This is a genomic window from Bradyrhizobium sp. SSBR45G (assembly GCF_030159255.1).
Lineage (GTDB): Bacteria > Pseudomonadota > Alphaproteobacteria > Rhizobiales > Xanthobacteraceae > Bradyrhizobium.
Map to the genome: position 1 here is coordinate 1 of NZ_BSCT01000023.1, position 13,313 is coordinate 13,313.

Sequence of the window (13,313 nt, forward strand, 5' to 3'; positions counted from 1 at the left end):
CATGAAACGCGGCGCAAACCTCTTAGCCCGAGGCGAAGTGTGAATCCGGTAGCCCCTTGCGGGAGAGGGCATCTCCGGTCCATCCACGCACGCGGTTGGGTGAGGGGTATCTCTCCGCAAGCGACGTTCGTGGAGAGATACCCCTCACCCAACCGCGTCTGTCGCGCGTCCCTCAATGCCCTCTCCCGCAAGGGGAGAGGGCGCATTCATGTGCACCGCGCCGGAGTGACGAATTATATGCTTGCTCTCGCGGCTTGCACATTGGCCTAGACGATCCGCGCCATCAGCGGAATTCGCCGCAATAGCGCCGCGGCAAGCCAGCTCACCGAGAGAGTGCCGAGGAGGACGATCGCAAATTTCACGGCGGCCGGCCAGGCCGGATCAAACACCAGATATTGCAGCCACAGCAGTGGCAGGAAGTGCAGCAGATAGATGCCATAGGCCTGCGGCTGCATGCGGTCCATCAGCGCCAGTGGCGCGCTGGCCCAGCGCAGGAAGAAGGTCGGCACGCCGAACGCCATGGACGCACAGAAGCTCGCGACGGCCATGCCGTAGGCGGTCCGCCACCAGACCGGCGGCGAGTCGAAATCGGCGATCCAGTTGTGATGGGCGTAGGCCAGCAACAGGATCATGCCGTAGCAGCCATAGGACAGTCCGAACCACACCGGCCAGCGTTGCACCAGCGCGCCATCAGCGGCGAACGGCCCGGTCGTCAGTCCAGCCGCGCCTATCGCCACACCGGCGATGAAGAAGACGGGATAAAGCAGCGCGCGGCTCGCCTGCAGCGGCAGCGGGAAATGCCCCGGCATGAACCAGACACCGTCGCCGAACCAGAGATGCGGCGGCAGGTAGGCCGCGTTCGCGATGAGGAGGAAGATCAGGAAGCCTGTGAGCGGCCGGCTCTGCAACCCCTCCGCCACGCGGCCGAGCGTCCCGATCGCCTGCGGCGCCACCAGCCATGCCAGCACCGCGGCGAGGTCGAACATCAGCAGCACGCCGAGAAACCAGGCCGAGCCCGACGGCCATGGACCCTCGCTGACCATGCGCCACCACACCGTGGTGAACTGATCCTCGGCCACGTAGTAGCGATAATAGGCGATCGGCATGATCACGAAGATCGATACGATGTAGGGCACGCCGAGGCGGAGCACGCGGCGCCGGAGGAAATCTGATGCCCCTCGTCTCTCCAGGCATCCCGGCACGAACAGGCCGGAAATGAAGAACATGCACGACATGAAGTAGCTGTCGTTGAACAGCGCGACGAGATCGAAGCCGAGCCAGTGCATACGGTCGCCGCCCTGGCCGAAATAGGTGTAGTTGATCGCGGAGTGATAGAGCACGACCGAGAGCGTGATGAAGGTCCTGGCACGGTCGAGCGGCACGATCCGGCCGCGGACCGTCTCGGCCTGTTGCAGGTTCGGGGTCACGCGGTCATGCATCGAAATCGCTTCCAGTCACCAGCCGCACCGTGCGGCACAAACTTCAATATATTTCGCGCGGCGCTCGCGCCGATATCCTGCTTGAGTATGCGAGCCGTATGCCAACGCAACATTGATCACGAACGCGTCATCGCACGATCAGCAGGAATGCCGGGAATAAACCGTCGGCGTCTCCGCTCTCCTCACCCGTAAGCCCAGTGAGGGCAACGGGAGAGCAAAATGAGCCACGATGATCATGACGAGCGCGGCCTCAGCCGTCGCAAGGTTTTGGAATGCATGACCTGGGCCGGCACCGGCGTGCTCTGGACCCTCTCCGGCGGCGTGCCGCGCTCGCTCGGCCTCGTCGACGCGGCCCGGGCCGCCGATCAGCCGACCACCGGCCTGACCTTCCTGCAGATCAGCGACAGCCATGTCGGCTTCGACAAGCCGGCCAATCCCAACGCGCTTCGCACGCTGGAGGAGGCCGTCAATCGGATCAAGGCGATGCCGGTGAAACCCGCCTTCATGATCCACACCGGCGACATCTCGCATCTGTCGAAGGCGGCCGAGTTCGACGATGCCGACCGCATCATCTCGCAGAGCCGGCTCGACGTGCACTACGTGCCCGGCGAGCATGACTTCCTCGACGAAGACGTCAAGCTCTACAAGGAGCGCTACGGCAAGGGCACGCGCGGCGCCGGCTGGTACTCGTTCGACGCCAGCGGCGTGCATTTCATCGGCCTCGTCAACGTCGTCGATCTCAAGGCCGGCGGGCTCGGCAATCTCGGCGCGGCGCAGCTGGAATGGCTCGAGCAGGATCTCAAGGGCCGCTCCAGATCGACACCGATCGTCGTGTTCGCGCACATCCCGCTGTGGACGGTCTATCCCGAATGGGGCTGGGGCACCGAGGATGGCGGCCGCGCGCTCGACATGCTCAAGGGGTTCGGCTCGGTCACGGTACTGAACGGCCATATCCATCAGGTGATGCAGAAGGTCGAGGGCAACGTCACCTTCCACACCGCGCGCTCGACCGCGTTCCCGCAGCCGGCGCCGGGCACGGCGCCCTCGCCCGGCCCGATGAAGGTCGAGGATGCCAGGCTGCGCAGCCTGCTCGGGATCGCCAGCATCGATTTCAAGGTCGGCGCGGAGCGGCTCGCCATCATCGACACGCCGCTGGCAGGCTGAGGACGGAGCGCCATGATCCAACGTGCATCGCTGAGCCGGGCTGTCCGCCTCGCTTTCACTGCCGCCGTGCTCGGCGCGACGCCACTCCGCGCCGAGACCATCAAGGTCACGATCGACAATTTCACCTTCACGCCGGCCGACGTCACGGTGAAGGTCGGCGACACCGTCACCTGGACCAATCACGACGACATTCCCCATACGGTGGTGTCGGCGGGCAAATACAGGTCCAAGACACTGGATACCGATGACAGCTTCTCGTTCACCTTCGCCGCGAGCGGCGACTACAAATACTTCTGCTCGCTGCATCCGCACATGACGGGGATGATCAAGGTTGAGTAGCATCGCGAACCAGGGCATGAGCATCGCAGCGTGGCCGGGACGGCAGCGAGCCGCCGCCCCGGCCACGAGGCCGCGAACCGAACCGGAAAGGACGCCGGTGACCACATCGCCTGACGATCCCGAGAGGGCGCGGCGCTTCCGCGAAGCGGCGCTGCCGTATCTCGACGACGTCTATACGCTGGCGCGCTATCTGCTGCGCAATCCGGCCGATGCCGAGGACGCGGTGCAGGAATGCTATTTGCGCGCGCTGAAGCATTTCGACACTTATCGGGGCCCGGCCATGAAGCCGTGGCTGTTCGCGATCCTGCGCAACGTCTGCCACGCCGAGTTCGCGCGCCGCACCGGCGCGCCAATGAAGGCGCTCGATGATACGCCGGAGGCCGCCGAACAGCCGCCGCTGTGGCAGGAGAATGCCGAGACCCCGGAGAGCGCCGTATTGCGCGAGCGCGATGCCTCGGCGATCCGGCGCATGATCGACACGCTTGCCGAGCCGTTTCGCGAGACCTTCGTGCTGCGCGAGATCAACAATCTGTCCTATCGCGAGATCGCGGAGGCCGCCGGCGTGCCGGTCGGCACCGTGATGTCGCGGCTGGCTCGGGCGCGCGCGATGCTGCGCGCGGCCTGGCTCGCGCAGGAGGAACCCAAGTCATGACCTGCGACGAAGCCGAAATTCTGATCCACGCGCTGGCCGACGGCGAGCTCGACGCCGGGCATAGCAGTGAGGTCGAAGCTCATGTGGCCAGCTGCCCGCGCTGTGCCGCCGAGCTCGCTGCCATCCGGCAGATGAAGCAGGCGCTCGCCGGTGCTGACCTCACCTACAAGGCGCCATCCGCTTTGCGCCAACGGATCGAGGCCGTGCTGCCGCCCGCGGAGCCCCGCGTGACGCCGCTCGCCACCAGGCCAAGCCGTCGGACGCTGCTGAAGGGCTTCGCCATGGGCTCCGCCGTCTCGGCGCTCGCCGCCACCGGCCTGGTCGCGATCGTGCTGCGCAACGACGATCAGCAACGCGTCGAGGCCGAGATCGTGTCGGCGCATCTGCGCTCGCTACAGGCCGGCCACCTGACCGACGTGATCTCGACGGACCAGCACACCGTGAAACCCTGGTTCAACGGCAAGCTCGACGTCGCGCCGCCGGTGATCGATCTGACAACTGAAGGCTTCACGTTGATCGGTGGCCGGCTCGACTATGTCGATGCGCGCGCGATCGGCGCGGTGGTCTATCGCCGGCGCCAGCACGTCATCAACCTGTTCGTGGCGCAGACCGCGTCCGCCGAGCGGCGCGGCCCGCGGCTCGACACCATCCAAGGCTTCAACATCCGCAGCTGGCGCGACCGCGGCCTGAACTATTGGGCCGTGAGCGACATCAATGCCGACGAGCTCACCGAATTCGGCGAGCGCTTCGAGCGCGCGATGAGAGGGAGCGGCTGAGGCGAGCTTCCGCGTGCCTTCGTCAGTTCTACGCCAACATGAGAGGTGAACAGCGAAGCAAGTGGCTGCGCCCTCTCCCCTTGCGGGAGAGGGCATGTAGGACAGAGCGGCTCATTCGGTCGGGTGAGGGGTATCTGTCCGCGAGGATCGTTTGCCGAGCGAGACCCCTCACCCAACCGCGTTCGTGGAGAGGCCGGCGATGCCCTCTCCCGCAAGGGGAGAGGGCGCGGCATCGCGCAGCGCGACTTCGATGGTTTTCGTTGGGGTGGGGGAAAGCGAAGCGTGCCCGCCGAACTGCAGCGACGGAACTGGGATGGTGGGCACGGCGCTGCGCGCCTTTGCCCACCCTACACAATCATCACGCCGATTTGCGGATCGCGTTGTCGACCAGGGTCTTGCCGAGCGACCAGATCGCGCCGGGGACCTTGTGGCTCTGGGCGATGACGTCGTCGAAGGCGCGCTCGATCCAGCTGCAGTCCTCTTCCGTGATCGTCAGCGGCGGCAGCAGCTTGATGGTGTGCAGGCCGTGGCCGGCGACCTGGGTCAGAATCTTGTGATCCTTGAACAGCGGCACCGTGATGAGCTGGCAGAACAGGCCCTTGTTGGCGCTCTCCAGCATGGTCCAGGAGGCCTTGAGCCGCAGCGATTTCGGCGGGCCGAACTCGACGCCGATCATCAGGCCCTTGCCGCGCACTTCCTTCAGCAGCTCGTATCCGGGCACCATTCGCGTCAGCGCCAGGCGCAGCTCGGCGCCGCGCTTGGCGGCGGCCTCGATCAGCTTCTCGGCCTTGAGCACCTCGAGCGTGGCGATGCCGGCAGCCATTGCGAGGTCGTTCTTGGCGAAGGTCGAGCCATGCACCACCGCACGGTCCATGCGGTTGAAGATCTTGTCGAAGATCGCCTTGCGGGTCAGCAGCGCGCCGACCGGTACATGGCCGCCCGACAGCGCCTTCGACAGCAGCACCATGTCGGGTTCGACGTTCCAGTGTTCCACAGCGAGGAACCGCCCGGTGCGGCCCATGCCGGTCTGGATCTCATCGGCGATGAACAGCGAGCCGTATTTCTTGCACAGCGCCGCGGCGCCCGGCAGGAACTCGTCGGTGGGCATGTTGACGCCCTTGCCCTGGATCGGCTCGACGATGAAGGCTGCAATCTCGCGGGAGGACAGCGCCTGCTCGAGCGCAGCGAGATCGTTGAAGGGAACGGCCGTGCAACCCGGCAGCAGCGGCTCGAAGCCGTTGCGAAAGTTCGAATCCTCGGTCAGCGACAGCGCGCCATAGGTCAGGCCGTGATAGGAATGCCCGCAATAGACGATGCCCGGACGCCCGGTTGCACCCCGCGCGAATTTGATCGCCGCCTCGACCGTCTCTGCGCCGGAATTGGCGAAGAACACCTTGTCCAGATATGGGACATATTCCAGCAGCCGCTCGGCCAGAACGCCCGCCAAGGTCGAGACGTCGAGCTGCACGAGATTCGGCAGGTCGCTGTCGAGAACGCTTTTCAGCGCGTCGCGCAGGGTGGGATGATTGCGGCCGATTGCAAAAACGCCAAAACCGCTGAGCAGATCCAGGTAGCGGGCGCCGTCGCGATCGTAGAGATACTGCCCTTGTCCCTTCTGGAACCCGACGTCATATCCAATCGTCTTGAGAACCCGGACCAGTTGCTCGTTCAGATGCCGGGAATGCATCGTGCTGCGCTGCGCTTGGCGCTCCACGAACATCTCGGAAACGTCTAGATTGGATTTTAGCATCGGCTACATACTTCGGTTGATGGACGTGACGTCAACTGAAAACGCGCAATGCGGCGTTTTGCCCTCATTCGCACCATCAAAGCAAGCACGGGTTTCTGCCAATGTTGCATCGCCTTAGATCTCTCATGCCAACGACGATAGCATACTCTGCAGTGGTGTTCGCAGCAGGAATTTCTTCTGCGCTCGCCGCCGATCCCACAGGTGATTGGCGGGTGGCCGACGGTGTCGCCAACATCCGAGTCGCACAATGTAATGGCAGCATGTGGGGCGTGGTCGCCTGGGAGAAGACTCCGGGCGGCCGGGACAGCAATAATCCCGACCCGGCCCGGCAAAGCCGGCCGACCTTGGGCATGCCGATCCTGATCGACATGAAGAAGAAGGCCGGCGCCGAGGCGTGGGAAGGCCAAGTCTACAACGCCAAGGACGGCCAGCTCTACGCATCGACGATCACCCCGACCGATCCCGATCACCTGGAAATCAAGGGCTGCGTGCTCGGCTTCCTGTGCGGCGGCGAGACCTGGACTCGGGTCGCTCCGCCGATCCCGTCGAGCCCGGTCAACAGCATGGCCAAAGGTACACAGAAACCCATCGCGCCCGCCCCTGCTCCGGCCCCCAAGGCGGCCGCGGCTCCGGGCGCTGGGACGACTGCGATGGCCAAGACGGCCGCAAAGCCCGCGGATCAGATCGGCGACATCTGCCTGCTGCCCGACGTCGCCCGCCCCCGCTGACGGACGGCCATCGACGACCCAACAAAAAAGCGGCCGAGACATCGGCCGCTTTTCTATTTTGAGCCGAGGTCTGGCCCCGAACCTTATTCATGCACCTCGCGGGGCTTGCCCATCAGCGCGGGCTGGAACAGCAGCACCGCGGCAAGCGTCGTGACCAGCGACAGCGCGAGCAGCTTGCCCATGCTGGATGTGCCCGGATGGCTCGACAGCCACAGGCTGCCGAACGCGGTCGCCGTGGTCAGCGCGCTGAAGAAGATCGCGCGCGTCAGGCTGGTCTGCAGCAGGTTGGTGCGGCCGCCGCGCCACGCCACCACGTAGTAGATCTTGAACGCGACACCAATGCCGAGCAGCAGCGGCAGCGCGACGATGTTGGCGAAGTTCAGCGGCAGCTTGATCAGCACGCAGATCTCGAGCGTCACCGCACCGGCGACCAGAAGCGGCACCAGGGTCATCAGCACGTCGGAGAAGCGCTTCAGCGTCACCCAGAGCAGCAGGCTGATCACGACCAGCGAATAGATGCCGGCATGGATGAATGCCTTCACGATCGTGTCACCCGACTTCAGGATCGAGACCGGGCCGCCGATCGCGTTCGGCTCGGCCGTCAGCACGGCATTGGCGAACCGCCTGAGATTGTCGTTGTCGTTGGGGTCGCCCTTGGGCTGCGCCTCGACCCGAATCAGGCCGTCCTTGCTCTTCCACTGCGACACCAGGTCGGGCGGCAGGCTGGAGAGCGTCACCGGCTGCGCCTGCAGGGTGGCGCCGAGTTGCTCCAGCGTGATCTTCCACGGCTCGACGAACACGGCCTGCGCCTTGTTGCGCAGCGCCTCGCTTGCGCCAGCCAACTTGGCGAGCGCATCCGCCAGGCGGCGCGACGCCACCGCGCCCGGGCCCTTGCCGTCGCCTGCGGTGCGCCGGAGATTGTCGACGGTCGAGTTGAGCGCGTCGACATTCTCCTTGTCGCTCGGCGCGGCGTCGATCTGGTCGGGATTGATTGCAGGTCCCAGCACCTTCGCGCCCTGCGCGATCAGCTTCAGCTTGGCCGGCTGGTCCTCGGGCACGAAGCTGTCGAGCGATAGGACGCGCGCCACCTCCGGCAGCTTCGACAGCTTGGCCTCGATCGCCTTGGCCTCGGTCTCCGAACGGGTCAGCACGTCGATGGCATTGGCGCCGGTGTTCGGATCCTTTCGCAGGTCGAGATAGGTCGCGATCGACTCGGCGCGCGGGTTACGCAGGTTCATCGGGTTGAAGTCGAACTTCATGTAATAGAGCAGCGGCAGGCCGGCGATGACCAGGCCGAGCGTGCCGACGATGATCGGCACGCGGTGCTTCTCGAGGAATTCGTCGACCGGCGCCAGGAAGGCGTAGCCGACCGGCTCCTTCTCGCCGGGCGGATTGAGGATCTTCAGGAGCGCCGGCAGCACCGTGATCGACGACAGGAAGGCGATGATCATGCCGGCGCCGGCGATGGCGCCGAGCTCGGAGATGCCCTTGTAGTCGGTCGGCAGGAAGCACAGAAAACCGGCAGCGGTTGCCATCGCCGCGAGCGACAGCGGCACCGCCGAGCGGTGCGCCGCTTCCGCAAGCGCCTCCGGCAGATTGTCGTTCTTGAACCGCTCGGAGCGGTAGCGGACGCTGAACTGGATGCCGAAATCGACGCCGAGGCCGATGAACAGCACGGCGAACGCGACCGACAGCAGATTGAGCGAGCCGACCATCATCAGGCCGACGGCCGTGGTCAGCGCGAGCCCGATGAACAGATTGATGAACACGGCCGAGATGATCTTGGCCGAATGCAGCGCCAGCCAGAGAATGATCAGCACGACCACGACGGTGCCGATGCCGTTGACGACGGCGCCCTCCTGCACCGTGGCGTATTCCTCATTCGCAATCGGCACCGGGCCGGTCAGCCTGACGCGGGCGTGGAAGCGGTTCGGAAAATCCAGATCGGCAGCCGCCTGGCGGATCGCATCGGTCGCGCCCTTGCCGGGCTCCAGCGCCTGATAGTCGAGGATCGGCTTGAACTGGATGAAGGCGCGCTTGTCGCTGTCGGCGAGCGGCTTGTCGGAGATCAGCTGGCGCCAGGAGAACGTCGCATCGCCCTTCTCGAGCACGGTCTCGACCGTCTGCGAGATGTAGTCGAACGGCCGGGCTGCGTTGTCGAGCTGGACCTGGCCGCGCTTGACGCCGGCAAGACCGGTCTCGAGCGCGCCGGTGAGGCCGCGGATCGAAGGATCGCCGGCCATGATCTCGACCAGCGGCGCCGCCTGCGCGAACTGGTCAGTCAACTGCTTGACCTCCTCGGTCGGCAGGAACAGCAGGCCATTCCGGGCGAAGAACTCGCCACCGCCGAGCAGCTCCACCGAGGAGAAGTTCGTGGTGTCGCTCTTGAGCTTCTTGGCGAGCGCATCCGCCGCCACGCCGGTCAGCTCCGGCGTCGCCGCCTCGACCACGCCGAGGATCATACGGTCGCGATCGAACGCCTGCTCATACTGCTGGTCGCGCTTGCGCCAGTCGAGCTCGGGCGAAATCAGCTTGTTGATATCGGTATTGATGGAAAAATGGCGAGCGGTATAGACGCCCGCGCCCACCGACAGGAGAAGACCCGCAATCAATGTCGGCCACGCAAACCGTGTGCAGGCCTTGACGATCGAGACAACAAACGTGGTCAGCACTTCGTGACTTTCTCATGTTTGGAGAGCTGGGCGGAAACGTCCGCTTCAAGGCGGAGTTCCCCGGCCGTTGCCAAGCTCGGAGCATGCCCGGGCTGGATCTGGCCCAGCCTTCGGAGACGAGGATGGTCCCTGGACGGCGGATCAGGTCGAACGATGCACGGAACCGTCGGGGCGGCTGATATAGCGGCTGTTCTCGGCGGTAAAGTGACGAACGAGTGAGAGTGTAAGCACCTTAATTGACTGAATTAATTTATAATTACTAAATTACCTTCGACGGCTTCCGCACTCTGTGCGGCAGATCACATGCGAGCGACTTGCAGACCGGCTTTTCTCTCTGCTCGATTTTTGACACAAAGCCCTGCGCTTTCATGCACATCGGCGGGCGAATTGGGGCATTCGCCCTGGTGCGGATATTGCACCGCAGTTTCGCGCACGGAGGCAGCAGGTCGAAAGTGAGGCAACGTGGCTGACGGACGTCCCTTGCAGGTGTACCTCGCGCAACCGCGCGGGTTTTGTGCTGGCGTCGTGCGCGCGATCGAGATCGTCGAGCGTGCGCTGGAGAAGTACGGGCCGCCGGTCTATGTGCGTCACGAGATCGTGCACAACAAATACGTCGTGGAGAGCCTGAAGGCGAAGGGCGCGATCTTCGTCGAGGATCTCTCCGAGGTACCGCCTCGTGCCGTCACCGTGTTCAGCGCCCATGGCGTCGCCCGCTCGGTGGAGGAAGAGGCTGCCGCCCGCGGCCTGCCGGTGCTCAATGCCACCTGCCCGCTGGTCACCAAGGTGCACAACCAGGGCAAGAACTATCGGGCCAAGGGCCGCACCCTGGTGCTGATCGGCCATGCCGGCCATCCGGAGGTCGAGGGAACCATCGGCCAGGTTCCCGGCCCGGTCTACCTGGTCCAGAACACGGCCGATGTGGCGGCCCTGCCCCTGCCCTTGGACACGCCGCTGGCCTATATTACCCAGACCACGCTCAGCGTGGACGATACCAGGGACATCATTTCAGCCCTCCAGGCCCGCTTTACAGACCTCCAAGGTCCCGATATCCGGGATATCTGCTATGCGACACAGAACCGGCAATCTGCGGTAAGGGATCTGAGCAAGCTGGTGGACGTCATCCTGGTGGTGGGCGCCGCCAACAGCTCCAACTCGAACAGACTGCGCGAGATCGGCACCGAGGCCGGGATCGCGAGCTATCTGATCGCAGATGGCAGCGAGCTGAACCCGGTTTGGCTGAAGGACGCCAAGGCCGTCGGCATCACCGCCGGCGCCTCGGCTCCCGAAGTGCTCGTCGACGACGTGATACAGGCCCTGCGGCGCATCGGACCGGTCGAGGTCGCGGTGGTCCCGGGGCGGGAAGAAAACATCGAATTCCGCCTGCCGGCTGAGCTGGTCGCGGGCTGATCGGTCCTCGTTTGGTCCAGAAAGAAGAGACGTAATGGCAATCCCCTTCCATAAGGAACTGCGTATCGGGGCCTATCTGATGAAGCAGAAGCTTCTCGGCCGGAAACGCTATCCGCTCGTGCTGATGCTCGAACCGCTGTTCCGCTGCAACCTGGCGTGCGCCGGCTGCGGCAAGATCGACTATCCCGACGCGATCCTCAACCGCCGCATGAGCGCGCAGGAGTGCTGGGACGCCGCCGACGAATGCGGTGCGCCGATGGTGGCGATCCCCGGCGGCGAGCCGCTGATCCACAAGGAGATCGGCGAGATCGTGCGCGGCCTGGTGGCGCGCAAGAAGTTCGTCTCGCTCTGCACCAATGCGCTGCTCTTGGAAAAGAAGCTCGATCTGTTCGAGCCCTCGCCCTATCTGTTCTTCTCGGTGCATCTCGACGGCCTGCGCGAGCATCACGACAAGGCGGTGTCGCAGAAGGGCGTGTTCGATCGCGCGGTGTCGGCGATCAAGGCCGCCAAGGCCCGCGGCTTCGCCGTCAACGTCAATGCGACCATCTTCGACAATCATCCGGCCGAGGAGATCGCAAAATTCCTCGACTTCACCACCGAGCTCGGCGTCGGCGTCACGATGTCGCCGGGCTATGCCTATGAGCGCGCGCCGGACCAGGAGCACTTCCTGAACCGCACCAAGACCAAGCAGTTGTTCCGCGACGTGTTCGCGCTCGGCAAGGGCAAGAAGTGGAATTTCATGCATTCCGGCCTGTTCCTCGACTTCCTGGCCGGCAACCAGGAGTTCGAGTGCACGCCCTGGGGCATGCCCGCGCGCAACATCTTCGGCTGGCAGAAGCCCTGCTACCTCCTCGGCGAAGGCTACACCAAGACCTTCAAGGAGCTGATGGAGACGACGGACTGGGAGACCTACGGCACCGGCAAGTACGAGAAGTGCGCCGACTGCATGGCGCATTGCGGCTATGAGGCCACCGCCGCCGACGCCGCGCTGACCAACCCGATCAAGGCGATGTTCGTGTCGCTGCGCGGCATCAAGACCGAAGGTCCGATGGCCCCGGAGATCGACCTCTCCAAGCAGCGCCCGGCGCAGTACGTGTTCTCGTCGGAGGTGCAGAAGCGCCTGTCCGACATCCGCAAGGACGAGGCGGTCGAGGCACAGCAGAAGGCGTCGACCGCGGCTTGATCGGCTGAGATCTCGACAGACATTAAAAGGCCGCCGAGCGATCGGCGGCCTTTTTTGTTGCGATCATATTCGAGAGCGCGGCGGTTTGCGTGTCAGCGCCGGCATCGGCGCGCCCGAGCAACGCTCTCTCCACGCGTCATTGCGAGCGCAGCGAAGCAATCCAGAGTCCCGCACACCACTCTGGATTGCTTCGCTGCGCTCGCAATGACGGAGCAAGCTGAATGAGCGAGAAAAATCGCCGATAAGAGTTAGCGACCGCTCGCAAGTCGTGACCGCTCACGCCTCGGCGGCGGCCAGCGTCTCGGTCTCGAGGAAGTGCTCGGCGGCAAGCAGGCCGCTCAGCAGCAGGTCGCGGGCGCCGCGCAACGAGCGCAGGGCGCGGTTGAACTCGATGCCCGTCGACACCAGGCCGCCCAGCACGGTCGGATTGCGGGCCACGCCGCGCAGGATCATCGGCAGATCGATGTCGCCGTTCGGCTTGATCGCGTCCTTGGCGAGCGACGGCAGCGTGCGATGGGCGGGATCGGAGATCACGCGGAGCGCCGCGAAAGGCAGCCCGTATTGGGCGGCGTAAGCCGCGGCAATGTGGCTCTCCATGTCGACGGCGGCAGCACCGGTCTTCATGCGCAGCGCCGCCTTGCGGGCCTGCGCCACGACCACCTCCTCGGCCCCGGCGAGCACGCCGCGGACGACGCGGCGCTTCTTCAGGGCCGCGCGGGCGATGTGCTCCTCGCGCAGGGACAATCCGGACAGCCAGCGGGCATCGCCCGCGGTGACCTCGGTGGCGACGACGATATCGCCCGCCTTGAGGCTCGGATCGAGGCCACCGGCCACTCCGAAGCTGATGACGCCGCGAATCGAGGTGGGATCGAACACGGTGAGCAGCGAGCGCAATTGCTTGGGATCGCTCGAGCTGCAGATGACCATCATGCCGGGCCCCGCAGCGATGCGAGCCTCCTGCACAAGTCCGGTCACGACCAAGACCGGCCGCGGATCAATGGGGCGATCCGCGGACATTCCGTCCCCAATCCCCAACTTCACAATCCGACCCCTGACACCTGTTCGACGTCGCTTCGTCTTTTGTTCCAAAGCCCCAACCGCGGCGGCGCCAGAGCGGAAAGACCTTAACAAACCGAGGATTACGCAGAAAAAATCCGCGAGGAAACCCCGTTTGCGCCGCACTGCACCGGCCCGCGATGCGTT

Annotated in this window: 11 protein-coding genes; 7 read left to right on the plus strand and 4 right to left on the minus strand. The window is 64.8% G+C overall.

Annotation, left to right across the window (positions count from 1 at the left end):
* Nucleotides 1–266 precede the first annotated feature (266 nt).
* Entirely contained in the window at nt 267–1,439 is a 1,173-nt protein-coding gene (locus QQL87_RS23715; protein WP_284421150.1) for an acyltransferase family protein, read from the minus strand.
* Between the two features lie 219 nt (nt 1,440–1,658).
* Between QQL87_RS23715 and QQL87_RS23720 the strand changes: the two genes are divergently transcribed.
* The 4 genes from QQL87_RS23720 to QQL87_RS23735 all read left to right on the plus strand — a co-directional run bounded on the left by QQL87_RS23720 (nt 1,659) and on the right by QQL87_RS23735 (nt 4,370).
* A complete protein-coding gene (locus tag QQL87_RS23720) occupies nt 1,659–2,603 on the plus strand; it encodes a metallophosphoesterase family protein (RefSeq protein WP_284421151.1) in 945 nt (314 codons plus the stop codon).
* Between the two features lie 12 nt (nt 2,604–2,615).
* Nucleotides 2,616–2,942: a cupredoxin domain-containing protein gene (locus QQL87_RS23725; RefSeq protein ID WP_284421152.1), complete on the plus strand. Its 327-nt coding sequence runs from the start codon at nt 2,616–2,618 to the stop codon at nt 2,940–2,942.
* 97 nt (nt 2,943–3,039) lie between these two features.
* Nucleotides 3,040–3,594 carry a sigma-70 family RNA polymerase sigma factor gene (locus QQL87_RS23730; RefSeq protein ID WP_284421153.1) on the plus strand — a complete coding sequence of 185 codons (555 nt, stop codon included), beginning with the start codon at nt 3,040–3,042 and terminating at the stop codon, nt 3,592–3,594.
* Nucleotides 3,591–4,370 carry an anti-sigma factor family protein gene (locus tag QQL87_RS23735; RefSeq protein ID WP_284421154.1) on the plus strand — a complete coding sequence of 260 codons (780 nt, stop codon included), beginning with the start codon at nt 3,591–3,593 and terminating at the stop codon, nt 4,368–4,370. Before QQL87_RS23730 ends, QQL87_RS23735 begins: the two co-directional genes overlap by 4 nt.
* A gap of 358 nt (nt 4,371–4,728) precedes the next feature.
* On the opposite strand, the gene hpnO is transcribed toward QQL87_RS23735, so the two are convergent.
* Complete coding sequence (gene hpnO / locus QQL87_RS23740) at nt 4,729–6,120, minus strand: aminobacteriohopanetriol synthase HpnO (protein ID WP_284421155.1); 1,392 nt, start codon at nt 6,118–6,120, stop codon at nt 4,729–4,731.
* A 101-nt stretch (nt 6,121–6,221) separates the two neighbouring features.
* On the opposite strand from hpnO, the gene QQL87_RS23745 reads away from it, so the two are divergent.
* Complete coding sequence (locus QQL87_RS23745; RefSeq protein ID WP_284421156.1) at nt 6,222–6,848, plus strand: DUF2147 domain-containing protein; 627 nt, start codon at nt 6,222–6,224, stop codon at nt 6,846–6,848.
* A gap of 83 nt (nt 6,849–6,931) precedes the next feature.
* Here the strand turns inward: QQL87_RS23745 and hpnN are convergent, their stop codons facing one another.
* Nucleotides 6,932–9,520, minus strand: a complete 2,589-nt coding sequence (hpnN, locus tag QQL87_RS23750; protein ID WP_284421157.1) for a hopanoid transporter HpnN — start codon at nt 9,518–9,520, stop codon at nt 6,932–6,934.
* A 480-nt stretch (nt 9,521–10,000) separates the two neighbouring features.
* Between hpnN and ispH the strand changes: the two genes are divergently transcribed.
* Together ispH and hpnH are read left to right on the plus strand one after the other, a co-directional pair.
* Complete coding sequence (ispH, locus tag QQL87_RS23755; protein ID WP_284421158.1) at nt 10,001–10,927, plus strand: 4-hydroxy-3-methylbut-2-enyl diphosphate reductase; 927 nt, start codon at nt 10,001–10,003, stop codon at nt 10,925–10,927.
* Nucleotides 10,928–10,961: 34 nt separating this feature from the next.
* Nucleotides 10,962–12,110 carry an adenosyl-hopene transferase HpnH gene (gene hpnH / locus QQL87_RS23760; RefSeq protein WP_284421159.1) on the plus strand — a complete coding sequence of 383 codons (1,149 nt, stop codon included), beginning with the start codon at nt 10,962–10,964 and terminating at the stop codon, nt 12,108–12,110.
* Nucleotides 12,111–12,386: 276 nt separating this feature from the next.
* Here the strand turns inward: hpnH and QQL87_RS23765 are convergent, their stop codons facing one another.
* Nucleotides 12,387–13,151 (minus strand): phosphorylase, encoded by a 765-nt coding sequence (locus tag QQL87_RS23765; RefSeq protein WP_502871207.1) that lies wholly within the window; start codon nt 13,149–13,151, stop codon nt 12,387–12,389.
* Between the last annotated feature and the right edge of the window lie 162 nt (nt 13,152–13,313).